The organism is Peribacillus butanolivorans (assembly GCF_001273755.1).
Classification (GTDB): Bacteria; Bacillota; Bacilli; order Bacillales; family DSM-1321; genus Peribacillus; species Peribacillus butanolivorans.
The window spans coordinates 3,277,492-3,303,980 of record NZ_LGYA01000001.1 but is presented as its reverse complement, the minus strand read 5'-3'; the positions used below and the strand labels follow the sequence as shown (position 1 = coordinate 3,303,980).

Sequence of the window (26,489 nt, the reverse complement as noted above, 5' to 3'; positions counted from 1 at the left end):
GGCCAAGATGGTGACCAAACGAAAAGTGATAATGATAACGGATGGAGATGAGTATGCAAAACGGGCTGTCCAGCTTGTAGCTAAGGAAATAGGGGGACGGTGCATCTCTATGTCCCAAGGTAATCCATCCCGTTATTCGGGCAATGAGCTAGTTAAATTAATAAAAAAGGCAAAGTATGATCCTGTACTGGTTATGTTTGATGATAGTGGTTTCATCGGTGAAGGATACGGAGAACAGGCGATGAAGGTGGTTGCCGGCCATCCTGATATAGATGTCCTTGGGGTTATTGCAGTTGCTTCAAAGACAAGGAGGGAAGAATGGACAAAGGTAGATGTATGTATTGACCGGGATGGGAATTTAACACCAAACGGAGTTGATAAATACGGGGCCCAGGAATTTGAACTAGGAAAGATAACAGGCGATACAGTGTATTGCATCGATGAATTAAATGTTCCGATAGTGGTGGGGATAGGGGATATCGGGAAAATGTCCCATCAAGATGATTTTAAAAAAGGAGCACCAATCACGAAGCTTGCAGTGGAACTTATTTTGGAAAGGAGCGGTCATAGTGGCTTCAGAAAATCCTCAAAACATGAAACCGATTCCGAATAGAGTAGCGGAAGTAGACGCGTTCATGGAAGAAAAAGTCGGTCTTGGCGTCAGCTTTGACTTAGGGGTAAGAAGAATAAAGGTCTTAAAAAAAGATGTACATCTTTACTATGTGAACGGGTTGACGGATACAGAGTACATCCTTGGAATTCTTGACTCGCTAATCCATAACAAAAATACTGAAATCATGACGACAAAAGTGTTTGAAGCAATCAAAAACTTGGTTGTCCACCAATCTGTTGAAGAAATAAGTACGTTGGATGAGCTTGTTGATCAAGTATTGTCCGGTTTGATAGTTATCGTTGTCGATGGCAAAGCAATGGGGTTGGTTGTAGATGTCAGGAGTTATCCTGGAAGGCAACCAATGGAGCCTGAAACGGAAAAGGTGGTCCGTGGATCCAGGGATGGTTTTGTCGAAAATATCATCATAAATACTGCGATAACCAGACGGAGAATTCGGGATGAAAGATTACGTTTTGAAATTTTGAAGGTGGGGGAACGTTCGAAAACGGATATAGCAATCGGATACATTAAAGATATTGCCGATCCGGATTTAATAAAAGTCGTACGCAAGGAATTGGAAAGTATAGAAGTTGATGGCATAACGATGGCGGATAAGACGATTGAAGAGTTTATCGTCAAGCAAGGATATAACCCGTACCCGCTTGTAAGATACACGGAGCGTGCTGATGTAGCGGCAACGCATTTACTTGAGGGGCATGTCCTTATTTATGTGGATACTTCACCGAGTGTCATCATTACCCCGTCCACTCTTTTTCATCACATGCAACACGCTGAGGAGTATCGGCAGGCACCTGCTGTTGGAACCTTGGTGCGCTGGGTGCGTTTTTTCGGGATTTTCGTTTCGATATATTTGCTGCCGATTTGGTTATTGTTTTCGTTAGAACCGTCCCTTCTCCCCGATAAGCTTGAATTTATCGGGCCGAATGATAAAACGCATATACCGATTATTGTCCAAATCTTTATTTCTGATATTGGGATAGAATTTTTAAGGATGGCTGCCGTTCATACCCCGACCCCGCTTTCTACGGCAATGGGCTTGGTTGCGGCAGTTTTGATAGGACAGATAGCAATAGATGTTGGCCTATTTGTCCCTGAAGTGGTGCTCTACGCTTCCGTAGCGACAATCGGTACATTTGTCACTCCTAGTTTAGAACTAGGGGTTGCGAATAAAATTTCCCGTTTAGTGCTGGTTGTGTTAGTTGCTTTATTTAAAGTGCCGGGCTTAATTATAGGGATCACACTTTATATTATTTTGCTTACCAGTATAAAAACGTTAAATACACCTTATTTATGGCCACTTCTCCCGTTTCAGCCGAAGGCTTTGTCTCATATAATATTTAGAAGACCTTATCCAGGTTCTATAGAACGTCCGAGTATTGTACATCCCCAGGATATATATAGGCAGCCTAGAAAATCTAAAGGTTGATGTTGTCGAAAAGTTGTGGTAATTTAATTTTATTCGGATAAAGCAGTAATGTTCAGGCTTCACAAAGGGAAAGATCTTTTATGTCTCTTTGAAGTTAAACCAATCTGGCTTTCCCTTCGAACTACTAAGCAGTTTGTTTGATAATAAAGGATAGAAAACATTTTTATTCGGGATAATCGATTAATTTGGATGGGGCTTTTTCATAGAGGGAGAATTTTTTTCGCTTACATAAGTGAGAACTCTCTTTGAGGCTGTCTCATTTCTTATTAATCGTTAGTTTTAAGTCAGGAAGGTGAGGCTATCATGCATTTGTACGGAACCGGTCGTGTCAATGAACGTGGACATCTGGAGATTGGCGGAGTGGACACAATCGAATTGATTGAACAATTTGGAACGCCATTATATGTTTATGATGTAGAGTTAATTCGCCAGCGTGCTAGAGGATTCAAGCGAACATTTGAGGAATTGGGAATTTCGGCTCAAGTCGCCTATGCGAGTAAAGCTTTTTCTTCGATTGCAATGATTCAGTTGGCTGATCAAGAGGGCCTTTCTCTCGATGTTGTCTCAGCGGGAGAATTGTATACCGCAATCAAAGCTAATTTTCCAACTGACCGTATTCACTTTCATGGAAACAACAAAAGTGAAGAAGAGCTACATATGGCCTTGGATTATAAAATCGGCTGTATTGTAGTCGATAATTTTTCAGAGCTGACATTGTTAGAGGAGATTTGTACACAGCGAGAACAAAAGGTGAAAATCCTTCTTCGTGTGACTCCAGGTATTGAAGCGCATACGCATGATTATATTTTAACAGGGCAGGAAGATTCGAAATTTGGCTTTGATCTTATTAACGGTCAGGCTGAAGAGGCCCTTAGACAAGCATTACAAAGTAAATGGATAGAAGTATTAGGATTGCACTGCCATATTGGTTCGCAGATCTTTCAAACGACTGGCTTCCTGCTTGCCGCTCAAAAAATTATCGGCAAGCTAAAAAATTGGCATAAATCAATAGATTTCCAGCCAAAGGTATTGAATCTTGGAGGCGGATTTGGAATCAGATATACCGAAGAGGACGACCCTCTTCCAGCTTCTCAATATGTAGAAGAAATCGTTAGGGAAGTGCAGAACCTGGTTGCTAATTCTGATTTGGAGATGCCGGAAATTTGGATTGAACCTGGCCGTTCATTAGTCGGCGACGCTGGTGTGACTTTATATAAAGTCGGTTCTGAAAAGGAAGTACCTAATGTACGTAAATATTTAGCCGTTGATGGTGGGATGAGTGATAATATTCGTCCAGCTCTATATGAGGCTAAGTATGATGCAATTCTTGCCAATCGTCCGCTTGATCCAGTAGAAGAAACAGTGTCCATTGCTGGGAAATGCTGTGAAAGCGGAGATATGTTGATTTGGGATTTACCTTTGCCAAAAGCAGGACGAGGGGATGTATTGGCAGTCTTTTGCACAGGGGCTTATGGATATTCGATGTCCAATAATTACAACCGGATTCCGAGGCCGGCCGTAGTCTTCGTCGAAGATAGAGAAGCTCGTTTAGTCATTAAACGCGAAACCTTCGAAGATCTTATCCATTTGGATTTGGCCCTTCAAGAAGCAGCCGTTATGAATAAGGAGTAAGAAAAGAGGATGGCATATGGCCATCCTCTTTTTTTATCTAAATCAGTTAAAAAATGATTTGATTGCGTCTATTAAACTAATGAAAACTTCTTTCAATTTATCTAAAAATGATTGTCCTTCTTCGGATCCAAGGAAATCGGACAGTTTATCTTTTGCTGCTGTCAGCTGATCACCAACAGCGTTCCAATCAATATTCAATTCTTTTAGCTTATTAAATAAATCAATCAAACTTTGCTTTTGATCTTCATTTAAGACAACTCCAAGTTCATTTGCAGACGATTCGACAACCTGGCGGACTTCTTCAGACGTAGTCGGTGGGTTTTTGGCCATTTCTTCTTTGATTTTTGTTACGAGTGCAGAGGCTTCCTCTGTACCGATTTCATCGCCCAATTTAGCTGTCTTCACCATTTCTTCATTAGCTGCTTGCTTCACATCCTCCGGAATTGTTTTATCGGAAGAAATCTCATACGCTTTTATGACTCCTGTTAAAGCAGCTGTACCTGAAACTGGTATCGGTGCAGTGACATAGACGGTGGCATCTTTTACTCCAGCAGTCGCCAGAGCATTGATATACATTTCATCAGTAACCCAGTTAATGTTTTTCGACTCCAACTTAATGCCAGTACCTTTTTCTTCTAATGTAATAGCAGAGGATGAAATCGCTTTTGTGCCAATTAGCCGGCTAGCAATATAATCCCCTAAATATTCATGTTCCTCTGCATTAGTAACCGTTAAAACCTCAACGTCATCAGGAGCTTTCATTTCTGACAATAGCATACTTTTTTGTTCTTTTGTCAAATTTTCCCCCAGTGTGACGATCATTTCACCAACAGCTGCGTCCGCAAAAGCTTTATATGGCAATAATAGGCATAATAAAATGGTCACAATGACCCATTTTTTCATTTTTTTCATAGTTATCCTCCTTAACATTTCCTGCTGAATTGTATTCTTTTATTTAAAGAGCACCGCTTTAAATAAAAGTTTCATAGTATTGGACGAACCAAAAGGTAAAAAAGATACAGTTTTATAAAAAATATTTATTTCGTCGAAAATAGCAAATGTTCTTACTAACGACGAAAAGTGATTGTATCCTTGTCTAATATACCTGTGAGACACACTATGAATCCTAAGTTTACTTTATCAATGTAGTAAATCCAATGCAAGTTTGCAAGGGGTATTTGTCAGATTGTGCTAAGTTATAGTAAAATGAATTCGTTATTTAAATATTTAGACCATTGAATAAAGGGAGTATGGGATGAGGAAAAGTAATAAAACTCTTTTACTTATGATGCTTGTTATCGCTTTGATGTGGGGAATCGTATATTGGCTGTTCATCGCCTAGCACATAGGAGATCTATAAATCAAGTGCTGAAAGTGATGTTGAAACGAAAGAAGATTTTATGTATGATGGAAATGTTATAAGTAGGGATTATTATTCAAAGCTAATTAATTTAGAAACAGTTAGATAATAAAAACGTTATTTAGTAACGAGGGATATTATGTTGATTAAGTATAAGAAAAGTTATGAGAAGTTTGCCATGGGATTATTATCTTTCATGCCAAATGAAAAAGAGATAAAAACGCTTCGGAATACGATGAAGAATTACGAAACAGATGAAAATCTACAGTTGTTCTTATGGAAAGATGAGGAGATTACAGGCTTGATCGGAATAGAAGTCTCTCCAAATCACATTGAGATTCAACATGTATCTGTTAATCCATCTTTTCGAAAGCAAGGTATCGGTAAAGCCATGGTCAGGGCTCTAAAGGAGCAATATCCTGACAAAGAATTAAAAGCAAATGAATATACGGAAAGCTTCCTTGACAAATGTGAAGAAGCTTAAAACCATGAGAGCAAAAATAGAGGACCACTCTTAAGAGTGGTCCTCTATTTTTTCGGAGGGATAATTGTCGAGCCCTTTCTGATATAACATCTGAACGGTCACGCTTTAGATGCTTGTCTATTAAAGATAAATTAGCCATGTCACTATCTGTGCACCATATGTATCCTTCTTGGCTGCATATGGCTTGGCATTGTACAGTCAACTCTTGATCCGTTATCGGAAGATTGATGCTTTCATATGGTTTTTTAGACAACATACGTGCATAGGTGTTCTGAAGCAAATTGAGCAGTTCTTCAGGATCGAGGCCCAACTGCTGCAGCTCTACTTTTTTCGAACGGAGATTGGCGATGGCTTTAGCAAGGGTCCTTGTTGCACCTTGATTGTTGCCTCTACGGTCGTGATATAGGGCAACTGCAATTTGAATCAGCCCGACCCAATGCGAGTCACGCTCTTTTGGAGCAGTATCCTTCCAGTATTCTTCAAGAATTTCGTGACATTCAAAGTAATCCCTAGTGCCATGAAAATGGACAAGGAAAGACAGGTAGTCTTTCGGGTAATTCAATTTGAGCACCCCTTTTGTTTGATGGGTTCATTTAAGGTAGAAAAGCCATTTTAACCAGCTTTACACCGGGCGTGTATACACTTTTTAGTTTATCATAGAAAATTACACTGGAAAATAAGGAAAGCTGATTGCTATGCAATCAGCTTGATTCATCAGTCTTCAATTAACACCAAGAAGCACCGACAATAATTAACAAAATGAACAATACTACAATAAACGCAAATCCGCCGCCATGCCCAAAACCCATAATAAGTTCCTCCTTTGTTCTGGTATTCTTACATTCCTAGGTTATGTTAATTTTACAAATGTGATTGGGCACTGACCCAATTAACACAAATCCCTTATAAGAACTTTTCTAAGTGCCGCAAATTATTATTATTGGATAAAGGCCGGTAATCCACTATACTTGATTAGTAAAAGAAACAGGCCTAACATTGGCCAATTAGATTTAAATGGGGTATTTTTATGGGTTATAATATTAAAATTGATGCTTTTGAAGGTCCGATGGATTTACTCCTTCATTTGATAAACCGTCTTGAAATAGACATCTATGATATTCCAATGGCTGATATCACAGAGCAATATTTAGGCTATATTCATACGATGCAGCATCTTGAATTAGATGTGGCCAGTGAATATTTAGTAATGGCTGCGACACTACTTGCTATCAAAAGTAAAATGTTGCTACCCAAGCATGAAGATGAACAATTGATTGATGAAGATGGAGAACTATTTGAAGAAGATCCACGGGACGAGCTTGTGGAAAAACTATTAGAATATAAAAAGTATAAAAATGCTGCAGAAGAATTTAAGGGGTTGGAAGAAGAACGAAGCTTGATGTTTACAAAACCGCCAAGTGATTTATCTGTTTATGTAAAAGAAACGGAAAATGAAAAACAAGAGTTGAATATCAGTCTATACGATATGTTGGGCGCTCTGCAAAAACTACTGCGAAGGCAAAAAATTCAAAAGCCCCTATATACAAAAGTGACGAAACAAGAGATATCAATTGAAAAACGCATGGATGAAATCATGATTGAGTTACAATCATTTAAAGGAAAAAAAAGCTTTTTTGAGCTCTTTTCACACCCGGTTAAGGAGCATATCGTCATTACTTTTATGGCGGTATTGGAACTAATGAAACAAAATGAAATAATCGTTGAACAAGAAGATAATTTTTCGGAAATTATGATTGCAGCTAAGGAAGGTGTAGAACCAGTTGGAAGTTATTAATTGGAAGGGGATTCTTGAGGCATTATTGTTTGCTGCTGGAGATGAAGGCCTCTCAGTCAAACAAATTGCCTCTGTCCTAGAAATTACAGAATATCAAGCAACAGACATCATTGAAAGCTTAAAGGAAGAATATATATCGGATGTACGAGGGGTTCAAGTGATTGAAATAGCAGGTGTGTTTCAAATGACTACAAAAAAAGAACACTCGGATTATTTAAAAAAACTTGTAGAAACTTCAAGTACTCAAGGTTTATCACAGGCTGCTTTGGAAACACTCGCAATCATCGCGTATAAGCAGCCAATTACGAGAGCTGAGATTGATGAAATTCGCGGTGTCAAAACGGAACGGCCGATTCATACACTTGTCACTAAAGTGTTAATAAAAGAGGTCGGACGTGCTGAGGGGTCTGGTCGGGCTTATTTATATGGGACAACGAAAGAGTTTTTGGATTATTTCGGTCTAAACTCAATTAAAGAATTGCCGCCACTCTCCGATAATTCAGAAGAAAGCTTCGAAAATGGTGAAGCAGATTTGTTTTTTGAGAAATTTCAACAAACAATCGAATGACATTTTTCTTTAAATTGTGATAATATAGAAAAAACTGAATACGGGGGGATTTCGAGTGCGAATTGTAGCATGTAATGGATTTGGACTTGAAAAAGAAAAGTCCAATTCTCCGGAGGAATTTTTTAACCGATCCGTTATAGAATTCATAAAGGATGGAGAAGAAAAGACACTGAATGTGCTGTATCTTCGTTATTTTGATGAGATGGTCGCTCGGTGGACTCCATATTCCACCAATCCTTTATTCAAAAGTTTCGACCGAGATATTTATATGGCTGATATCATTGCAATGGTTTGCCTTTTCAAAGACCCGAGTTTGGCTAGCCGAAAACGTTTATATATTAATTCAGAAAAAGAGTTAGCTGGTTATTTCGAAAATGTAAATTTTGGAAAATTAGAGAAAGTGTTTATATCTATTGACCAAGCTAAACCATATGATATTAAATCAAATGTAGATTTTAATATTCTTTCATAATCATTTTGAGGAGGGTTCACGGTTGGGGAATACATTGGTAAAATCTCAGCTTGAGGATGTAAAAAGCTTTTTAGAAACGACAGTAGCTCAGTTAGAAGAGTTTATAAATGAGACGACCTATTCTAAGCTTCAACAGGAAAAAAGCGGGGAAGAAAGTTATTATAAAGGAATCCTCTCTAGTTTAAGAAGAATGCTTGTAAGTTGTGAAGAGGGTTTAGAAGCTTGCCAAATCGTCCTTAAAAATGAAGTTTTTAATAAAGCTGCAGCTGAAAAGACGCTATATAGAGTGTATCATCAATGTATAGAAGAATATTTTTCCCCAAAATCGGACCGTTGGTTTGAAGACAGCCGATCTGCCTATACGGGAAAAAACTCGATTAAATTTCATCAAGGTGTACCGGACAGCATTATATCTATTCTGAAATCTGTAGAAAGTGGATTTCAGACCATGCGAGAAGAATTAGAGTATTATGAAACGGATTACCGGACGAAAATGTTACAGTCAAGATAAAGAAACAGCGAGGCTTAATAGGCCTTGTTGTTTTTTTTGTTTATAAATGGAATCTTCGCTTATTCGTAACATAAAATACTCTGATGATTTATGTGTAAGTAGGTTACAGGGGGGTTGAAAGATGTCTGATGTAAGACAGTATGCAAAAGAGGTAAGTGATTGGATTGATGAAATAATGGCATACCTTGAGAGAATAGATATCACCGATTCGACAGTGTTGGCAAACATTGAAAGGCTTTCCCAATGGACTAATGATCTCGTTGGAGAGGAAATAGATTATGAGAATATGGTCTTGATTGAAGAAGAGATGGCTCGGGTCTACGAAGAAATTGAAGAGATAGCTAGAGATTTCAGTACTCAGCAAAGACAAACTCAATCTCAATCTGTACCAATTGGAAAACATACGCTTCCGCCGCTACCTTATGCCTATAATGCGTTGGAACCGACCATTTCAGAGGAAATCATGTACCTTCACCATGATAAGCATCACCAAACTTATGTAGATGGTCTGAATAAAGCAGAATTAATGATGAAAAATGCCAGGGAGACGAAGGATTATTCATTGTTGAAACATTGGGAAAAGGAAGCAGCCTTTCATGGATCCGGGCATTATTTGCATACAATATTTTGGGAAGGGATGATTCCAAGAGGCGGCGGACAGCCAAAGGGAGACTTACTTAAACAGATTGAGAAGGATTTTGGAAGTTTCGCAGCATTTAAAAATCACTTTAGTGAAGCAGCTAAACAGGTTGAAGGTGTTGGCTGGGCGATTTTAGTCTGGGTGCCACGTGCGCGTAAACTAGAAATTCTTCAATCAGAGTTGCATATGATTTTAACGCAATGGGATACGATTCCAGTACTTGTATTAGATGTGTGGGAACATGCATATTACTTACAATATAAAAATAATAGAGCTTCTTATGTGGATAAATGGTGGGACGTTGTAAACTGGCCCCAAACAGCTTTACGGTTTACCGAAGCGAAAAAGCTTACTTGGAAACAACAATAACGGATAAAATATATGTTCTACCAAAAACGAATTGTTTTGAGTTGAAGGGCCGAGCCATTATGGTTCGGCATTTTTTCGTTTAAAAGGACAGTACAGATTAGTTTTTTGGGGTTAATTAGGAATAATGTGGGAAGTATATGAAGGATGAAGTAAATTGTATGGGTGAAATCGACAATTGATTCTCATTTGGAATTTATTATTTTATTGAAAAGGAGACAATATCATCTTTCGAAATAATTAGGGTAGTTGTTATTTTTAATCTTGATATAACATTGAAGATGTGTTAAATACGCTATTTTAAAGTACAATGCGGTTTATAAATTGTTTAATGTATATCAATATAAAAACTGTGGCTAATTTGTGAACTTAAAAATTATTAAGGTATATTTATTGACTAGTTTCTATTTAATAATTATTATAAATAGGAGCAGATTAAAAAATATATCTATTGGAGGAATTTATTATGTCATTGATTAATAAACAAGTTGAAGATTTTAAAGTACAAGCTTACCATGCAGGAGAATTCAAGGAAGTAACATTAGATGATGTTAAAGGAAAATGGGCAGTATTCTTCTTCTACCCAGCTGACTTTTCATTTGTATGTCCAACAGAATTAGCTGATCTTCAAGACAACTATGAAACATTCAAAGAAATTGGTTGTGAAGTTTACTCTGTTTCAACAGATACTCATTTCAGCCACAAAGGATGGGCTGATGCTACTGATACAATCGGTAAAATTCAATATCCAATGTTAGCTGACCCAGCAAATGTTTTATCTCGTCAATTCGGTGTATTAATCGAAGAAGATGGTTTAGCTCTACGTGGAACTTTCATCGTAAACCCAGAAGGACAAATTAAAGCATACGAAGTGAATGATTTAGGAATCGGTCGTAATGCTGAAGAACTTGTGAGAAAAGTTCAAGCTGCACAATTTGTAGCAGAACATGGTGATAAAGTTTGCCCTGCTAAATGGACTCCAGGTGAAGCTACTCTTGAACCAAGCTTAGATCTAGTAGGTAAACTTTAATCTTTTGAGGATATAATCCAATTCGTTACTGGACACTATCTACACATTGATTACGAAGACAATTTGTTTGACAAGATTCTAATGACAAAAGGCACTTACCTAAAATAAGTGCCTTTTGTTATTCAAAATAAACTTTTTTTAGTAAGTATTATTATTCAGCAAGGAGAACAACTATGGAAAAAATACATGATTTATTAATTATTGGTGGTGGTCCTGCAGGTCTTTCTGCGGGTGTATATGCAGGTAGAGCTAAAATTAAAACAATAATTCTTGAAAAAGGTACAGGTGGCGGACAAGCTGCAACAACATCAGAAATTGCAAACTATCCTGGTATTCGTCATATTTCAGGCCCAAGGTTAGTTGAAGAAATGAAACTTCAAAATGAAGATTTTGGAGTGGAGTTTGCCAAAGCTGATGTAACAGGAGTGGATTTCTCTGGTGAGGTAAAGGTCGTTAAAACGCTTAGTGGGGATTACCATGCGCGCGCTGTAATAATTGCAACTGGCGCCTCTCCAAGAACACTTGGATTCCCAGGGGAAGAGGAATTTACTGGTCGTGGAGTAGCTTATTGCTCAACCTGTGATGGCGAATTTTTTGAAGGGTTGGAAGTTTTCGTTATTGGGGCAGGATATGCAGCAGCTGAAGAAGCTATCTTCCTGACTCGTTTTGCTACAAAAGTCACAATCATTGCCAGGGAATCAAGCTTCTCATGTGCTCCTTCTATTGTTGATAAAGTAATGGCAAATGATAAGATTGAAGTGAAATTCAATACAGAAATCCTTGGGGTATATGGGGATGAAATGATTCAAAGTGCCCGCTTCATCAATAACGTTACCAAGGAAGAGTTTGAGTATGAAGCGAAGAAAGAAGACAGTACGTTTGGAGTATTCGTATTCATTGGTTACGAACCGAAAACAGAGATTTTCAACGGCCATATCGAAATGGACCATGCGGGTTACATTCTCACAGATGATGATATGAAAACGAATGTGAAAGGTGTATATGCAGCTGGCGACTTAAGACCAAAATCCTTGCGTCAGATTATTACCGCTGTTTCTGACGGAGCGATTGCAGCAACGGATGCGGGTAAATACATTGCTGAAGAAAAAGATCGCTTAGGTATTAAAGATGAGCCTGCTGTTGAAAAACCTGAGAAAAAAGAACAGGCTGCTGTTCCAGCAGGAAAGAGCGCTCTATTAAGTGACGCACTACGCGGTCAATTAAAAGGAATCTTCGGCAAGATGGAAAGCGATGTAACGTTGGTATCTATTGTAGACGAAGGTTTGCCAAAATCAGTCGAATTGCGTGATTTCTTGTTGGATGTTGCTGAATTAGGTGACAAGCTTCATCTTGAGTTATATAACAAAGGTGAAAATAAGGAAATCGAAGAAAAAATCAATGCTGATAAGTTCCCAGTTGTCTCTCTAATAAATTCGAGAGGTGAATACAGTGGTGTCAAATACCATGGTGTACCAGGCGGTCATGAGTTGAATTCCTTCATTTTAGCTATTTATAACCTAGCTGGACCTGGTCAAGCGTTGGATTCAGTTGTTTTAAATTCGATTAAATCAATCAGTAAAAAAGCGAACATTAAAGTTATGGTATCATTGGCATGTCACTACTGCCCAGACGTTGTAGTGGGTGCACAGCGTATTGCTATTGAGAACCCTAACGTTGAGGCTGAAATGGTCGATATAAGTAATTTCCAGGAAATCAAGAAAAAATATAAAGTAATGAGCGTGCCGGCTATGATCATCAATGATAAAGAAGTAGTATTCGGTGCAAAGAAAATTGATGAAATCGCTGCATTGTTAGTATGATAGAACGCTAAATCGATAGGGGGACATCTCATGTCCCCTTATCGATTTTTTTTATGGGTTCAAACATGGATCCGAAATTCACTCTATCTAAAATTATATTCATCAATAGTGGGAGGAGCATTTAGATTTATCCTGATATGTTCTAGTACATCGGTAAATTTGTATAATGTCATGTAAAGTTTTATGTGAAAAAGCCCTTTTAAATCCTAGGATCTTATAGATATTCACATTCTTTTTATTCATAACCCTTGTCCCTTTGCATAAACTTGTACAAAAACAAGTTAAGAGACGAGGGGGCACTCATGCGTTTTCTATATAAAGGGTTATCAGGTTTGTTTATTATCATTCTCCTTTTGTCTTTTCTAGCACCGGTACAAAGCGCTAATGCTAACGTAGCCGTTAGTGCCCACAGCGCGATATTAATGGATGAGGAAAGCGGAAGGGTCATTTATGAGGTGAATGCTCATGAAAAAAACCGTATTGCCAGCATCACGAAAATCATGACGGCTATACTGGCTATTGAATCGGGAAAAATGGGGGAAACAGTAAAGATTAGTAGTAATGCCTTCGGGACTGAGGGTTCTTCCCTTTATTTAAAAGAAGGAGAAAAGATTAAGCTTGAAGATTTGGTTTATGGATTGATGTTACGTTCGGGGAATGATGCGGCAGTCGCAATCAGCGAAAAGGTGGGCGGGAGCCTTGATGGCTTCGTCTGGATGATGAATCAAAAGGCAGAGGAAATCGGTATGAAGAATACTAATTTTTCAAATCCGCATGGTTTGGATAATACGAATAACCATTATTCAACAGCATATGATATGGCTTTGTTGACTCGTTATGCTATGCAAAATAAAACGTATGTAAAGATTGCCGGTACTAAGGTGCACCGAGCACCTAATTCAACAGAACAATGGGATTATGTCTGGAAGAACAAAAATCGACTTCTGACACAGTTATATGAGTATTGTACAGGGGGGAAAACAGGGTTTACCAAACTGGCAAAGCGTACCCTGGTCACGACGGCTACAAAAAACCAACATGATTTAATAGCTGTAACATTGAATGGTCCCGATGATTGGAATGATCATATTCAAATGTATGAATCCGCTTTTAAAGAATATAAGCCAACTGAAATTTTACCTGAGGGCTTGGTAAAAGATATGAAAAATAAAACGTATAGAGGCCATGTATATATTAAAAACGATTTTTCGTATCCACTCACGAAAGAAGAAAGAAAACTGGTCAATGTGAAAATGAAATTGTTGAAACCACAGAAGGCTTGGAAAGATAAACGAAAAATTCCTGAAGTAATTGGCAAAGCTTCTATCTATCTCGATGGAAAAAAAATCGGTTCACGTTCAATTTTTTATGGTGAAACAAAAGAAAGCTTCAAGCATCAATCCTTTCAATCTAGCTGGGCTGAGCTATTTGAAGCAGTATTAGGAATCAAAAGCAATGGTTAATTATATTTGGGTTGGAATGACCGTGATCGGCATCGTATTTGGAATGATAAATGGAACGATGGATCAGGTGAATGAAGCTCTTTTTGTCAGTGCTAAGGAAGCAGTCACCCTTTGTCTAGGGTTGATGAGTATTTTGGTTTTTTGGCTGGGGTTAATGAAAATAGCGGAAGAATCCGGACTGCTCGATAAGTTATCCAACTTGTTCAGACCATTCATGAGGTGGCTATTCCCAGAGGTCCCACCCAATCATCCAGCAATGGGATATATATTATCGAATATGATGGCAAACACATTTGGACTGGGGAATGCAGCCACGCCTCTTGGTATTAAAGCCATGGAGCAGTTAAAGAAACTTAATGGAGGAAAAGCAACGGTCAGCCGCTCGATGGTCACCTTTTTAGCGATAAACACATCAAGCGTTACACTGATTCCAACGACTGTCATTGCGATTCGAATGAATTATGATGCTCACTCCCCGACAGATATCGTATTTCCTACTATTATCGCCACGGCCATTTCAGCGGTTGGAGGGATTGCGATTGATCGATATTTTTATTACAGGAGAAAAAGGAACGGGAGGGAATAGGATGTTGCACTGGATGACCACCATTTCAATTTGGATGATACCGCTTTTGATTCTAACAATATTACTGTACGGGACATTGAAAAAAGTTCCTACCTATGAGACCTTCGTCGAGGGGGGAAAGGAAGGAATTAGCATGTCCTTTTCCCTTATACCTTTCTTAGTAGGAATGCTTGTGGCCATTTCCGTATTTAGGGCATCGGGGGCACTGGATTTTATTGTACAGTTATTAAATCCGTTGCTTGCCCTGCTTCATTTTCCAGCAGAGGTTTTACCACTTGCGATAATCCGCCCGATATCAGGTACGGCAGCTTTAGGAATGACCAGTGACTTAATTTCAGTTTATGGGCCGGATTCCTTCGTTGGGCGCTTAGCTGCCACCATTCAGGGTAGCACAGATACCACATTCTATGTTTTGACCGTTTATTTTGGAGCTGTGGGAATCAAGAAAATGGGTGATGCGCTCAAGGTTGGACTTTTAGCGGATCTAATCGGAATTGTAGCTGCTGTTGTCGTTGTAACTCTCGTATTCGGAATGAAATAAAAGTCACGGAAATGGATCATTCCATTTCTTTTTTTTGTCCTTATACGTAAATTGTTTTTTTGCAAAAGACCGACAAGTTTTTTTTATTAAAATCAAACCATCATCTAAAAGATACATTTTTTTGTATGGAAAAATAAGCTATGTTACACTCATTATGGAAACCAACCCATTTAACCGTCTGTATAATTGGTGTAATAATAAAAGAAAAGCTCTTAATCACGAAAAACCTTTTGTTTTTGCCTCTCTATATGTAATAATTGTATGATTGTGTATGTATAGACAATAACAAACGAATGATTATACTATGGGGTGAAGATAGATGGAACGATTACAAAAGGTGATAGCTCATGCTGGACTGGCTTCCCGTCGTAAGGCAGAAGAGTTGATTTTAGAAGGTAAGGTAAAAGTGAACGGCAAAGTAGTGAAGGAATTAGGTGTGAAGGTCGGTCCTAATGACAAGGTTCAGGTTAATGAAGTCCCACTTGAAAAAGAAGCTCCGGTTTATTTCTTATTCTATAAACCGCGTGGTGTTATATCTGCAGTTTCGGATGATAAGAATAGAAAAGTTGTAACGGACTATTTCCCTTACATTAGTGAACGGATTTATCCAGTTGGCCGCCTGGATTATGATACTTCTGGTTTATTGCTTTTAACGAATGATGGTGAGTTTGCAAACACGTTAATGCATCCGAAACATGAAGTAGATAAAGTGTATGTGGCAAAAGTGAAAGGAATGCCATTACGTGAAAGCTTGAAAAAGTTAGAAAAAGGAATTAAGTTGGAGGACGGTAAGACAGCTCCAGCTAAGACTAGGGTTCTGTCAACTGACAAAAAAAAGCAAACGGCTATTGTGGAAATCACTATACACGAAGGAAGAAATCGACAAGTCCGCCGGATGTTTGAAGCAATTGGTCATCCTGTAATTAAATTGAAGCGGGAACAATATGGCTTTTTAACTTTAGCAGGCTTAACTGCTGGTGACTCCCGTGAATTGACTCCACATGAAGTCAAATTAATGCGAACTTTAGCAACAACCGAGCCTAAACAACGGAGAATGTAAGGAAGAAGTTATCCCGTATTAATAGGTTGAAACCACTACCCCATTCTTCTAACTAGAGGGATAGGTGGTGGAAAACAACCTGTAAATACCCTTTCTTTCCTAAAACGGAAAAGAGTGTCACAAAACCTTCGGAAATGTAAAAAATATGGACATAGTGTTAAATGGTATGATGGTATGGTTAAATTTTAGTGTTGCCTTAGGAGGATTTCTATGGATAAAAAAAAGCGACGCCTAGTTAGCAGAACCATCATTCTTCTGCTGTTAGGTGCAGCTTTAGTGTTTGCCCTTTATACAAACTTCACTAAAGAAAAGAATGAAAGTCTTCGAAAAGGATCAGATGCACCTAATTTCGTTTTGACGGATATGGAAGGCAAAGAGCATATGTTGTCCGACTATAAAGGAAAAGGTGTCTTTTTGAACTTTTGGGGTACATATTGTAAGCCGTGTGAATATGAAATGCCTTATATGGAAAGTCAATATAAAAACTACAAAGACCAGGGCGTTGAGATATTAGCGGTGAATGTTGGGGAATCTGACTATGCTGTCAACAATTTTATTGCAAAACATAATCTTACCTTTCCTGTCATGATCGATAATGGTAGTAAAGTAGAGAATGCCTATCGCGTGGATATTTTGCCGGTCACCTTTTTGATTGATAAAAAGGGAGAAGTGGTAGATATCATTACCGGAGCTTTGACAGAAGAGAGCATCCAAAAGCATATGGAGAGAATTAAACCATAATATTGGGGAGTTTTTGACATGAATGAAGTAAAATGCGATTGTGGTCATGTAAATCCGTTTGGTACAAAAATTTGTAGCAAATGCGGGATGGTACTTGGAAACGAAAAAGAAAACAAGCTTATTGATATGCGATATGAAGGTAGTGCCAGACGCTCACAAACCTATAAAAAAACAATCATTGATAAGATATGGAACTTTTTTTCTTCCGTTAAGGTAGGAGTGACGCTCATTGTCATTGCCTTAGTTGCTTCAGCGATTGGTACAATATTGCCACAGGAAATGTACATCCCTTCGACTGCGACGCCAGCAGAGCATTATGAATTAGAATACGGCTGGTTCGGAAAGGTGTATTATGAACTTGGATTTCATAATTTGTATAGTTCATGGTGGTATTTGATTATTATTGGCATGTTAGGCATATCACTTTTGATTGCCAGTATTGATCGCTTTTTTCCTTTATATCGTTCATTGAAAAAACAAGGAGTCACACGTCATGACGGTTTTATGAAACGTCAGAGAATTTATGGAGTGACAAAGCTGGATGAACAAGATATCGACCTTGAAGATGTGAAAAAGAGATTGAAAAAGCAGCGTTATCATATACGAGAGGAAAGCGGTAATATTCTTGCTGAAAAAGGCCGTTTTTCACGTTGGGGACCCTACGTAAACCATATCGGACTTATCATTTTTTTAATTGGGGCGTTATTGCGCTCTGTCCCCGGGATGTATATAGACAAAGTTCTCTGGCTCCGAGAAGGTGAGACGAAAGAAATTCCGGGTACAAATGGAGAATATTATCTCCAGAATAATGGGTTTACCTTAGAGGTGTATGACAAGGAAAATAAAGAGGATGAGCAATATAGTGCTGCAATAGACAAAACCGGTACAATAGCTAAAACCTATCAATCCGATGTCACACTATACGAAGCTCAGAGAGAAACGATACCTGGGGAAAAAGTGGACCTTAATAAGCTCAAAGATTTTAAAATTAAAGTCAATGAACCTTTGAAACATGATCATTATGCTCTCTACCAAGTGGACTATAAACTAGATGAACTTAGTACGATGGCTTTTAATTTAATTAATAAAAAAACCGAAGAGAATTATGGAAGCTTGAAGGTTGATTTAAATAACCCTCAAAAGAAATACGAATTAAATAAGGGATATTCAGTAGATTTAATCAGTTACTTCCCAGATTTCGAGTTCGATGAAAAAGGACAACCAAGAACGATATCGAAGATTCCGAATAATCCGGCATTTATCTTTAAAATGTACACACCGGATAAACCAGATGGTGAAGTCAGTTTTGTTGCAATAAAAGAGACTGTGGAACCATTAGGTGAAAATACATATAAAATGGCTTTTAATGGTGTAGAAACTAAAGATGTCACTGCTTTGACGGTTAGAAAAGATCTTACACTGTGGATTCTGTTCACAGGTGGAATCATTTTTATGGTAGGTGTCGTCCAAGGTTCATATTGGAATCACCGACGTATTTGGATTAAAAGGAAAAATGAGGAGATATTAATTTCCGGCCATACAAACAAAAACTGGCACGGTATTAAAAGAGATATAAAACATGCGATAGAATCCACTTCTCTTTGCGAACCATCGGATCAACTTGAGGAGGAGAAATCTTCTACTAAGGGGGAAGTTTTAAATGGCTGAATTAAGCAGTAACTTTTTATATGCAGCTTTTATTTTATATCTGATTGCTACCTTTTTATTCGGAGGATCGATTAAGGATAAACGAGGAGCAGAGGAAAAGAAACAAAACAAATGGGCTAAATTGGGGATTATGATTACCATTCTCGGTTTTGCTTCACAAATTGGATATTTTAACACTAGGTGGATTGCTGCCGGTCATGCGCCGGTAAGTAATCTATTTGAATTTACAACCTTTTTCGGAATGATGCTGGTTGGTGCTTTCATATTAATTTATTTCCTTTATAAATTGCCTGCTCTTGGGCTATTTGCCTTACCTATTGCCTTATTAATTATCGCATATGCAAGTATGTTCCCAACAGAAATTTCACCACTCATTCCTGCACTACAGAGTGATTGGCTTCATATTCATGTAACAACTGCAGCGGCAGGACAGTCTATCCTTGCGATTAGTTTTATTGCTGCTATAATTTATTTAGTCAAATCCGTAGATCAATCTCAATCGAGCAAACGAACGTTCTGGCTCGAAATCATCATGTACACGTTAGTAAGTACCATAGGTTTTGTCATTATCACTTCAACTTTCGCAGCCATGGACTATAAAGCGAATTTTGATTGGGTCGATAAACATGATGAGCTGGCAAAACAGGAATTTAATCTTCCTGCACTTGTAGGTCCCCATGAAGGGGAACTAACTGATACAGAACGATTTGAACCACTGGTGAACATGCCTGCGATAATTAATGCTAAGAAACTGAATACAGTCATTTGGTCGATGGGAATCGGACTCGTTCTTTATGGTCTGATTAGACTGATTTCTCGTAAAAGAGTTGCCGCATTGATCAAACCGATTGTCAAAAATGTAAATTTGAATTTATTGGATGAAATCAGTTATCGTTCGGTTCTTATCGGTTTTCCAATCTTTACACTTGGAGCCCTCATTTTTGCCATGATCTGGGCTCAAGTTGCCTGGACACGATTCTGGGGCTGGGATCCGAAAGAAGTTTGGGCACTGGTTACTTGGTTGTTTTATGCAGCTTTCTTACATTTGCGTATGTCAAAGGGTTGGCAGGGAGAAAAATCAGCGTGGCTAGCCGTTATCGGTTTTGCTATTATGATATTTAACTTAATATTTGTTAATCTTGTTATTGCTGGTTTGCATTCGTATGCTTGATTCGGTAATTTAATAAATTAGATTAAGGGGGTCTTTTGGTAGAAACATCGAGGAGAATACTTATCGATGTTTCTAAGAATGATCCCTTTTTCTATACTATTATTTCCATGTTATTCCCGGGGAAATAACAACCAGGCCTTAGTGTGGGAACAGAAGGAGTGTGTTTATTGTGACAAAATGGTGAATAGTTCATAGAAGCTAAACAGAATTGGCTATTTATCGTACTTTGGAAGGAAAAAATATTAGTCATAGAAGTTTTCATTTTGTAAAATATATGTAGGGAGGCTGATTACATAATGTATAATGCTATTAAAGTTCTCGTGGTGGATGATGAGGAAAGAATCCGCCGTTTGTTAAAAATGTATTTGGAAAGAGAAGAATACATAATTGATGAAGCTGAAAATGGAGATGTTGCTTTATCAAAAGCTCTTGAAAATGATTATGATTTAATTTTATTGGATATTATGATGCCAGGTAAAGATGGAATCGAAGTTTGCCGTGAGTTAAGAGAGAAAAAAACAACACCTATAATCATGCTTACTGCAAAAGGAGAAGAAGTCAATCGGGTCCAAGGATTTGAAGTAGGGACTGATGATTATATTGTCAAACCATTCAGTCCTCGTGAAGTTGTGTTAAGGGTGAAAGCGTTATTACGCCGTTCTTCAAGCACGAGTTACGTGCAGACCGAAACGACGACAAAAGATGTGATTGTCTTTTCCCATTTAACAATTGATAATGATGCACATCGTGTACTTGCTGATGATAAAGAGGTATCTTTGACACCAAAAGAATATGAATTATTGTATTTCTTAGCGAAATCACCTGATAAAGTATTTGATCGCGAGCAATTGTTAAAAGAAGTGTGGCATTATGAATTCTTTGGAGACCTTCGAACTGTTGACACGCATGTTAAACGCCTACGTGAAAAATTAAACCGTATATCCGAAAATGCTGCCAAGATGATTGTCACTGTTTGGGGTGTCGGTTACAAGTTCGAAGTTATTAATGACTGATGTTATGGGGCAGTGTTGTAGGGAAGCTTTGGGCAACCATTCTATTGCTCGTGTCATTTGTATTAATCGTTTTAACCGTTCTATTAGTAGAATTCTTTCAGAATTTTCAAATTGAAAATATTGAAAATGATTTAACCAAAACGGCAGAGCAGATCATAGAGGTTACAAATGATCATCAGGGCTCTAGCAATTATGTTTTACAAATAGCTTCGGAATTGATAGGCGACGAAACGAAAATGATTATCCTTAATGATGAAAAAATGATATTCTCATCAATCGGTGATAAGGAGATTAAAATTACGCCAGAGTCAATTAAAAATGATCCCGATTTGCAGAAAGTTTTTACGGAAAGAAAGACTGTAAAAAAAGAAATGGCGCTATCTGAGGACAATGGAAATAAGGAATTATCTGCAATCGTTGTCGGAGTGCCACTTGAACTAAATGGAGAGCAGGACGAGGTCTTCTTATTTCAATCCTTGGAGTCCATGGAAGAAACCACTAAGTCCACAACGCAATTCATTCTGTTGGCAGCAGGGATTGCCATTATTTTAACAACGATTTTTGCTTTCTTTTTATCTACAAGGATCAATGCTCCGCTGGTGAAGATGAGGGAAGCCGCCCTAGCCATTGCTAGGGGGAAATTTGATACAAAGGTGCCTATCTTGACTCAGGATGAAATTGGTGAGTTGGCAATAGCATTTAATCAGATGAGAAAGCAATTGAAATTCAATATGAATGCTCTTAGCCAGGAAAAAGAACATCTTTCGAGCATCCTTAGTAGTATGGCGGATGGAGTCATTACCTTCAATAAAGATGGAACTATCCTGGAAACGAATCCGCCAGCGGAAAGATTTCTGCAATCTTGGTACTTTGAAAAAGGCTACAACCGGGAAGATAATGTAAATGTCCCTTTGGTACTGATGAATCTATTTGATGAATCAGAGTCTTTCGATAAGGAGCAAGTCGGGGAAATTACATTGCAGGGAAGGGACTGGGGATTGATTGTCAGTCCTTTATATACAAATGCCGACAATATTCGCGGAGCAGTAGCTATCATTCGTGATATGAGTGATGAAAGACGTATGGACAAACTTAGGACTGATTTCATAGCAAACGTCTCTCATGAGTTAAGAACGCCGATTTCAATGCTGCAAGGATATAGTGAAGCAATTGTTGATGACATAGCTGGAAGTGAAGAGGAAAAAATGGAAATGGCCAGGATTATTTATGATGAATCTCTAAGAATGGGCCGTTTAGTCAATGATTTACTCGATCTAGCTAAATTGGAATCAGGAAAAATGAGTCTCAACTATGAATGCATACCTATTTCATCTTATTTAAAGAGGATTACAAGCAAATTTTCCGGGTTAGCTAAAGAAAAAGGGATAACGATATCCACTAATCTTCAAGACAACGGAATCGAGTGGTGTTTCGATCCCGACCGAATTGAACAGGTATTGACGAATTTAATTGATAATGCGATTCGACATACCCCTCCAGGCGGGAACATTGATGTCATTCAAAGGACAAGTGATCGAAGAGGGTTGATTATTGATGTGAAGGACTCTGGTTCGGGTATCCCTGAAGAGGATTTACCCTTTGTATTCGAGAGATTCTATAAAGCGGATAAAGCACGTACACGCGGTCGATCGGGTACTGGCTTGGGATTGGCTATTGTTAAAAATATCATTAATGCCCATGATGGCTACATTTCGGTAAACAGTTTACCTAAAAAAGGGACGACATTCAGCATTATTCTACCTCGAATAATGGAAAATACTGAATGAATAACTGGTTGTTTGCCAGAAAATCTTGTTTCATAAGAAACAGTGGAGACAAAGGCAATTGGATTTATTTCCAACTTGTCTTTGTCTTTTTTCTTAGAAAGGGAACAGGTTAGTAATATTCTAGTGAATAGGACTCTTATATATAGAAATTCACTGAATTTTGTAATAAGATCATATGTAAAGTGTAACTTTTATATATGAATGACGACTATATTTATGAACGGATGTGGGGAAATGATGGATTCCGTTTTCCACGATCTTTATGAAAAGTATCATCACGAAATTTATCAATTCATTTATTATATGACTAAAAATCGGGAATCGGCAGAGGACCTTGTTCAAGAGGTCTATATCAGGGTTATGAAGGCCTATGACCGATTCGAGGGAAAAAGCAGTGAAAAAACGTGGATATATTCTATTGCGAGAAATGTGACGATTGATTATTTTCGGAAACAAAAACGGTGGAGAGACAAAATCTTTTCTAACTTCGACTGGGAGAGGCAAATGATTAAAGATACTCAGCCTATTCCGGAAGAAGTGGCTATTATGAATGATGATATCCATGATATATATCAATGTTTGAACCGATGCACGATTGATCAAAGGTCCGTCATCATATTACGATATATTCAAGCAATGTCCATATCAGAAACCGCTGAGGTATTAAATTGGAGTGAAAGTAAGGTTAAAACAACCCAGCATCGTGCGTTAAAAGCAATTAAAAAGATGATGGAAGATTTGTCTGGAAAGGAGGATGACCCCATTGAGAAAACCCCGTTGGAAAGAAAACGAAATTGAAGACATGCTTCACCAGCTTCCGAAAGTAAAAGACAAACGAACAAAGGATGAGGTGTTTGCAGGGATTCATAATAAAAAGCGGAAAAAACAATGGTTTCCTCTTATTGTGGGTGTTGCCTCCTTATTCTTAATGGTTGTTTTGGCCTCTTCACTGATTATTGGGAAAGAAGGGACTACAAGCAAAGAGGAGAGCAGCGATAATGGGAAATTAGCTGTCTCTGAACTTAAAAGACTGCCAGATCATGAACAACAGGATACAAAAGTAAAAGATAAGTCTGCCGAAGACAAAGAGGAAAATAGTAAGCTTCAGAGTATGCGTGAAGAAGATATAGAAACGAAAGAAGAAGTTTTCGATAGTGAATCTGTAAAAAAGGACAAGGTAGTAGCCCTTGCTCCTGCAATTTACCCAGACGATCTGAAAAATAAATCGCCGATTACCATGGGTGTGCCAGATAATCAACAGAATTTTGTCATCCCGATTTCAATTGTTGTCAATCGTTATGATGAATCGGATACTCTAAATCAGTTAGTTAATCAAATGTCGGATATCAATGAGGAACAATATGGTCTCTCTGACTATTTCCCACTTGATATAGAGATTACCCAAGGAACCGAAATGAATACTGCTCATATTGAGCTACATGAAGACAGCCAGTTATTGGATGAGGATATCCTCTTTCTCCATACGATGGAAGAGACGCTGTCCTATCTTAATATAGAGAAGATGACCTTTGCTACAGATGGAAAGCAAGGTGCAAGGTTTGCCCATGCAGGATTTTTAAAGGAAGCAGATATACCTCAACAAAAAAATCGCACATTTCTACTTTATCAAAATGATGAATCCTCACCAAAGTTTCTTGTACCAAGTAATATAGATTATCAGGACTTTGAGGAGGCACTTCAGGCAGGAAAAGAGGAGCCAGACATAGAGGGAATATCTTCTGCTATCCCCGATGATTTAATTTGGGAAAAAATAAGTTCAGATGGAGATCTTGTGACTATTCAATTAGCAGAACAAGTGGTAATTGAAAATAGTGAGGATTCTCTTCAAGCTTTAGAAGCGATTCTTTTTATTGCAAAGGAATTTGGCTTTAATAGAGTAAAGTTTGAAAATGCTCCAATTGAAAAAGTTGGCAATCTAAATCTAACAGAAGACATAGTAGTACCTAAAGCCCCTAACCAAGTGAATTGAGGGGAGGAAGTTGTCAAAAGAAGTGGGAGCTGGGCTATATAAAACATCCTGATAATGGTTGCTGAGTATCTAAAATCTCGTAGAAAAAGAATGTGCCCGCATTAAGGGCACATTCTTTTTTTCTTATAATGAAATGAGAGCCATGAATGTAATTTCTTCTGTTTCCTTTAAAAATTGCTTCATGTTATCACTTAATGGTTTATCAAAGCTTAAAACCATGATAGCTTCTCCGCCAGCTTCTTTTCGACCTACCTGCATGGTTGCAATATTCACTTCATGATCACCAAGGATCTTACCTACGTTACCAATTACACCAGGTTTATCGGTGTGTTGGATATATAGTAAATTTGCTTCCGGATGGAAGTCGATTTTGAAGCCATTCAAATTCACAATACGAGAACCATAATTTTCAATGTAAGTGCCACTGATTGTTAGTTCACGGTTATCACCTTTTACTTTAAGGCTGATCAGGTTAGAATATCCTAAAGAGTCTGCAGAGATTTTTTCGCCAACGGTAATACCACGCTCTTTTGCAATCAGCAAGGCATTCACTTCATTGACCGAAGCGTCAACTCTTGATTTAAAGAAGCCTGATATTAAACTTTTTGTCAAAATCGTTGTATCAAAGTCCAATGATTCTCCCGCATATGTAACGGAAATCTCTTGGATGCCTTCTTTCATACATTGAGAAGCAATTGATCCCATTTGCTGTACGAGTTGATAAAATGGCTGAACCTTTTCAAACACTTCTTTAGAAATGGCTGGAAGGTTGATAGAACTTGAAACTGGATTTCCCTCAAAATAAGTCAGCACTTCTTGTGCAACCTGTACTGCAACATTTAATTGAGCTTCTTTTGTAGAAGCACCTAAATGAGGTGTAGCAATGACATTATCAAGTTCAAGTAGCTTATGGCCAAGCGGAGGTTCTTCAACGAAAACGTCTAACGCTGCGCCTGCTACATGCCCTTTAACAATCATTTCATATAAATCATCTTCGTCAAGAATTCCGCCACGGGCACAATTTAATACATAAACACCCTTTTTACAGGTAAGCAGTTTTTCTTTATTTATTAATCCTCTAGTTTCATTCGTTAGAGGTGTATGAACAGTAATAATGTCTGCTTTAGGAAGTAATTCATCTAACGGCAGGGAAGTGACAGACATTTTTTTTGCACGATCAGCAGTTAAGAATGGGTCAAATACAATGACTTCCATACCAAAAACTTTTGCGCGTTTAGCGATTTCTCCTCCGATACGTCCAAAACCCACTATACCTAATGTTTTACCGCGTAGTTCTGTTCCAGTATAAGAAGAACGTTTCCACTCCCCATTCTTCAGAGATGCATATGCTTGCGGAATGTGGCGCATTAGTGAAGCCATCATTGCAAATGTATGTTCAGCTGTTGAAATGGTATTGCCATCAGGTGCATTAACTACCACAATCCCACGTTTAGTCGCAGCAGGGATGTCAATATTATCAACGCCGACACCAGCGCGTGCAATAATTTTCAACTGTGGCATACGGTTCATTAAATCTTCCGTAACTTTTGTTGCGCTTCTAACAAGTATTGCATCAATCTGATCAAGTTCGTTTGCTGCTTCTTCTACTGTCTTTTGAATAAGAAGGATATTGGATGCCTCTGATAGCGGTCCGAGTCCTTCTGGTTTGATGGCATCTGCTACTAAAATCCGATACACGTGTATACACCTTCCTAAGGAAAAAATTATCTT

At 38.1% G+C, this 26,489-nt stretch carries 26 protein-coding genes; 22 read left to right on the top strand and 4 right to left on the bottom strand.

Features of this window, described 5'->3' with window-relative positions; genetic code table 11:
- Nucleotides 1-7: 7 nt before the first annotated feature.
- The 3 genes from AKG34_RS15160 to lysA all read left to right on the top strand — a co-directional run bounded on the left by AKG34_RS15160 (nt 8) and on the right by lysA (nt 3,692).
- Nucleotides 8-613, top strand: coding sequence for a stage V sporulation protein SpoVABEA (locus tag AKG34_RS15160; RefSeq protein ID WP_053346839.1), 606 nt, complete (start codon nt 8-10; stop codon nt 611-613).
- Nucleotides 594-2,060 carry a spore germination protein gene (locus tag AKG34_RS15155; protein WP_053348128.1) on the top strand — a complete coding sequence of 489 codons (1,467 nt, stop codon included), beginning with the start codon at nt 594-596 and terminating at the stop codon, nt 2,058-2,060. The genes AKG34_RS15160 and AKG34_RS15155 overlap by 20 nt, the downstream gene beginning before the upstream one ends.
- A gap of 303 nt (nt 2,061-2,363) precedes the next feature.
- A complete protein-coding gene (gene lysA, locus AKG34_RS15150; protein ID WP_053346838.1) occupies nt 2,364-3,692 on the top strand; it encodes a diaminopimelate decarboxylase in 1,329 nt (442 codons plus the stop codon).
- 42 nt (nt 3,693-3,734) lie between these two features.
- Here the strand turns inward: lysA and AKG34_RS15145 are convergent, their stop codons facing one another.
- Nucleotides 3,735-4,604: a DUF1002 domain-containing protein gene (locus tag AKG34_RS15145; protein ID WP_053346837.1), complete on the bottom strand. Its 870-nt coding sequence runs from the start codon at nt 4,602-4,604 to the stop codon at nt 3,735-3,737.
- Nucleotides 4,605-5,191: 587 nt separating this feature from the next.
- Between AKG34_RS15145 and AKG34_RS15140 the strand changes: the two genes are divergently transcribed.
- Nucleotides 5,192-5,536 carry a GNAT family N-acetyltransferase gene (locus AKG34_RS15140; protein ID WP_053346836.1) on the top strand — a complete coding sequence of 115 codons (345 nt, stop codon included), beginning with the start codon at nt 5,192-5,194 and terminating at the stop codon, nt 5,534-5,536.
- Here the strand turns inward: AKG34_RS15140 and AKG34_RS27090 are convergent.
- Both AKG34_RS27090 and AKG34_RS27085 read right to left on the bottom strand, forming a co-directional pair.
- Nucleotides 5,448-6,098 (bottom strand): DUF309 domain-containing protein, encoded by a 651-nt coding sequence (locus AKG34_RS27090; RefSeq protein ID WP_083450811.1) that lies wholly within the window; start codon nt 6,096-6,098, stop codon nt 5,448-5,450. The two genes, AKG34_RS15140 and AKG34_RS27090, sit on opposite strands and share 89 nt — an antisense overlap.
- A gap of 163 nt (nt 6,099-6,261) precedes the next feature.
- On the bottom strand, nt 6,262-6,345 hold the full coding sequence (locus AKG34_RS27085) for a YjcZ family sporulation protein (RefSeq protein ID WP_083450810.1): 84 nt from the start codon (nt 6,343-6,345) through the stop codon (nt 6,262-6,264).
- Nucleotides 6,346-6,563: 218 nt separating this feature from the next.
- Between AKG34_RS27085 and AKG34_RS15135 the strand changes: the two genes are divergently transcribed.
- The 18 genes from AKG34_RS15135 to AKG34_RS15050 all read left to right on the top strand — a co-directional run bounded on the left by AKG34_RS15135 (nt 6,564) and on the right by AKG34_RS15050 (nt 24,758).
- Complete coding sequence (locus AKG34_RS15135) at nt 6,564-7,331, top strand: segregation/condensation protein A (protein WP_053346835.1); 768 nt, start codon at nt 6,564-6,566, stop codon at nt 7,329-7,331.
- Entirely contained in the window at nt 7,318-7,899 is a 582-nt protein-coding gene (gene scpB, locus AKG34_RS15130; protein ID WP_053346834.1) for an SMC-Scp complex subunit ScpB, read from the top strand. The genes AKG34_RS15135 and scpB overlap by 14 nt, the downstream gene beginning before the upstream one ends.
- Before the next feature lie 55 nt (nt 7,900-7,954).
- The gene (locus AKG34_RS15125) at nt 7,955-8,371 is read left to right on the top strand and encodes a hypothetical protein (RefSeq protein WP_053346833.1); all 417 of its coding nucleotides are present in this window, start codon (nt 7,955-7,957) and stop codon (nt 8,369-8,371) included.
- A gap of 22 nt (nt 8,372-8,393) precedes the next feature.
- Complete coding sequence (locus AKG34_RS15120; protein WP_053346832.1) at nt 8,394-8,882, top strand: YpuI family protein; 489 nt, start codon at nt 8,394-8,396, stop codon at nt 8,880-8,882.
- Nucleotides 8,883-9,003: 121 nt separating this feature from the next.
- Nucleotides 9,004-9,891 (top strand): superoxide dismutase, encoded by an 888-nt coding sequence (locus AKG34_RS15115; RefSeq protein ID WP_053346831.1) that lies wholly within the window; start codon nt 9,004-9,006, stop codon nt 9,889-9,891.
- 463 nt (nt 9,892-10,354) lie between these two features.
- On the top strand, nt 10,355-10,918 hold the full coding sequence (gene ahpC, locus AKG34_RS15110) for an alkyl hydroperoxide reductase subunit C (protein WP_053346830.1): 564 nt from the start codon (nt 10,355-10,357) through the stop codon (nt 10,916-10,918).
- A 173-nt stretch (nt 10,919-11,091) separates the two neighbouring features.
- Complete coding sequence (locus AKG34_RS15105; protein ID WP_053346829.1) at nt 11,092-12,738, top strand: FAD-dependent oxidoreductase; 1,647 nt, start codon at nt 11,092-11,094, stop codon at nt 12,736-12,738.
- Between the two features lie 302 nt (nt 12,739-13,040).
- Nucleotides 13,041-14,201 carry a D-alanyl-D-alanine carboxypeptidase family protein gene (locus AKG34_RS15100; protein ID WP_053346828.1) on the top strand — a complete coding sequence of 387 codons (1,161 nt, stop codon included), beginning with the start codon at nt 13,041-13,043 and terminating at the stop codon, nt 14,199-14,201.
- Entirely contained in the window at nt 14,194-14,787 is a 594-nt protein-coding gene (locus tag AKG34_RS15095; protein ID WP_053346827.1) for a nucleoside recognition domain-containing protein, read from the top strand. The genes AKG34_RS15100 and AKG34_RS15095 overlap by 8 nt, the downstream gene beginning before the upstream one ends.
- Nucleotides 14,788-14,800: 13 nt before the next feature.
- On the top strand, nt 14,801-15,328 hold the full coding sequence (locus AKG34_RS15090; protein ID WP_376108406.1) for a spore maturation protein: 528 nt from the start codon (nt 14,801-14,803) through the stop codon (nt 15,326-15,328).
- Nucleotides 15,329-15,647: 319 nt separating this feature from the next.
- On the top strand, nt 15,648-16,388 hold the full coding sequence (gene rluB, locus AKG34_RS15085; RefSeq protein WP_053346825.1) for a 23S rRNA pseudouridine(2605) synthase RluB: 741 nt from the start codon (nt 15,648-15,650) through the stop codon (nt 16,386-16,388).
- A 210-nt stretch (nt 16,389-16,598) separates the two neighbouring features.
- Nucleotides 16,599-17,129 carry a thiol-disulfide oxidoreductase ResA gene (resA, locus tag AKG34_RS15080; protein ID WP_053346824.1) on the top strand — a complete coding sequence of 177 codons (531 nt, stop codon included), beginning with the start codon at nt 16,599-16,601 and terminating at the stop codon, nt 17,127-17,129.
- Nucleotides 17,130-17,147: 18 nt separating this feature from the next.
- The gene (gene resB, locus AKG34_RS15075; protein ID WP_053346823.1) at nt 17,148-18,797 is read left to right on the top strand and encodes a cytochrome c biogenesis protein ResB; all 1,650 of its coding nucleotides are present in this window, start codon (nt 17,148-17,150) and stop codon (nt 18,795-18,797) included.
- Complete coding sequence (gene ccsB, locus AKG34_RS15070) at nt 18,790-19,968, top strand: c-type cytochrome biogenesis protein CcsB (protein ID WP_053346822.1); 1,179 nt, start codon at nt 18,790-18,792, stop codon at nt 19,966-19,968. The genes resB and ccsB overlap by 8 nt, the downstream gene beginning before the upstream one ends.
- 296 nt (nt 19,969-20,264) lie before the next feature.
- Nucleotides 20,265-20,981, top strand: coding sequence for a response regulator (locus tag AKG34_RS15065; protein WP_053346821.1), 717 nt, complete (start codon nt 20,265-20,267; stop codon nt 20,979-20,981).
- Nucleotides 20,978-22,768, top strand: coding sequence for an ATP-binding protein (locus AKG34_RS15060; protein WP_053346820.1), 1,791 nt, complete (start codon nt 20,978-20,980; stop codon nt 22,766-22,768). The genes AKG34_RS15065 and AKG34_RS15060 overlap by 4 nt, the downstream gene beginning before the upstream one ends.
- A 237-nt stretch (nt 22,769-23,005) precedes the next feature.
- Nucleotides 23,006-23,566 carry an RNA polymerase sigma factor SigX gene (gene sigX / locus AKG34_RS15055; RefSeq protein ID WP_053346819.1) on the top strand — a complete coding sequence of 187 codons (561 nt, stop codon included), beginning with the start codon at nt 23,006-23,008 and terminating at the stop codon, nt 23,564-23,566.
- Nucleotides 23,532-24,758 (top strand): RsiX family anti-sigma factor, encoded by a 1,227-nt coding sequence (locus tag AKG34_RS15050; RefSeq protein WP_053346818.1) that lies wholly within the window; start codon nt 23,532-23,534, stop codon nt 24,756-24,758. Before sigX ends, AKG34_RS15050 begins: the two co-directional genes overlap by 35 nt.
- 123 nt (nt 24,759-24,881) lie before the next feature.
- Here AKG34_RS15050 and serA read toward each other — a convergent pair whose 3' ends face one another.
- Complete coding sequence (gene serA, locus AKG34_RS15045) at nt 24,882-26,456, bottom strand: phosphoglycerate dehydrogenase (protein ID WP_053346817.1); 1,575 nt, start codon at nt 26,454-26,456, stop codon at nt 24,882-24,884.
- Between the last annotated feature and the right edge of the window lie 33 nt (nt 26,457-26,489).

Coding starts and splice junctions, on each gene's coding strand:
- AKG34_RS15160 (WP_053346839.1), top strand. CDS start 8: ATGGTGACCAAACGAAAAGTGATAATGATAACGGATGGAGATGAGTAT.
- AKG34_RS15155 (WP_053348128.1), top strand. CDS start 594: ATGAAACCGATTCCGAATAGAGTAGCGGAAGTAGACGCGTTCATGGAA.
- lysA (WP_053346838.1), top strand. CDS start 2,364: ATGCATTTGTACGGAACCGGTCGTGTCAATGAACGTGGACATCTGGAG.
- AKG34_RS15145 (WP_053346837.1), bottom strand. CDS start 4,604: ATGAAAAAAATGAAAAAATGGGTCATTGTGACCATTTTATTATGCCTA.
- AKG34_RS15140 (WP_053346836.1), top strand. CDS start 5,192: ATGTTGATTAAGTATAAGAAAAGTTATGAGAAGTTTGCCATGGGATTA.
- AKG34_RS27085 (WP_083450810.1), bottom strand. CDS start 6,345: ATGGGTTTTGGGCATGGCGGCGGATTTGCGTTTATTGTAGTATTGTTC.
- AKG34_RS15135 (WP_053346835.1), top strand. CDS start 6,564: ATGGGTTATAATATTAAAATTGATGCTTTTGAAGGTCCGATGGATTTA.
- AKG34_RS15115 (WP_053346831.1), top strand. CDS start 9,004: ATGTCTGATGTAAGACAGTATGCAAAAGAGGTAAGTGATTGGATTGAT.
- ahpC (WP_053346830.1), top strand. CDS start 10,355: ATGTCATTGATTAATAAACAAGTTGAAGATTTTAAAGTACAAGCTTAC.
- AKG34_RS15105 (WP_053346829.1), top strand. CDS start 11,092: ATGGAAAAAATACATGATTTATTAATTATTGGTGGTGGTCCTGCAGGT.
- AKG34_RS15100 (WP_053346828.1), top strand. CDS start 13,041: ATGCGTTTTCTATATAAAGGGTTATCAGGTTTGTTTATTATCATTCTC.
- AKG34_RS15095 (WP_053346827.1), top strand. CDS start 14,194: ATGGTTAATTATATTTGGGTTGGAATGACCGTGATCGGCATCGTATTT.
- AKG34_RS15090 (WP_376108406.1), top strand. CDS start 14,801: ATGACCACCATTTCAATTTGGATGATACCGCTTTTGATTCTAACAATA.
- rluB (WP_053346825.1), top strand. CDS start 15,648: ATGGAACGATTACAAAAGGTGATAGCTCATGCTGGACTGGCTTCCCGT.
- resA (WP_053346824.1), top strand. CDS start 16,599: ATGGATAAAAAAAAGCGACGCCTAGTTAGCAGAACCATCATTCTTCTG.
- resB (WP_053346823.1), top strand. CDS start 17,148: ATGAATGAAGTAAAATGCGATTGTGGTCATGTAAATCCGTTTGGTACA.
- ccsB (WP_053346822.1), top strand. CDS start 18,790: ATGGCTGAATTAAGCAGTAACTTTTTATATGCAGCTTTTATTTTATAT.
- AKG34_RS15065 (WP_053346821.1), top strand. CDS start 20,265: ATGTATAATGCTATTAAAGTTCTCGTGGTGGATGATGAGGAAAGAATC.
- sigX (WP_053346819.1), top strand. CDS start 23,006: ATGGATTCCGTTTTCCACGATCTTTATGAAAAGTATCATCACGAAATT.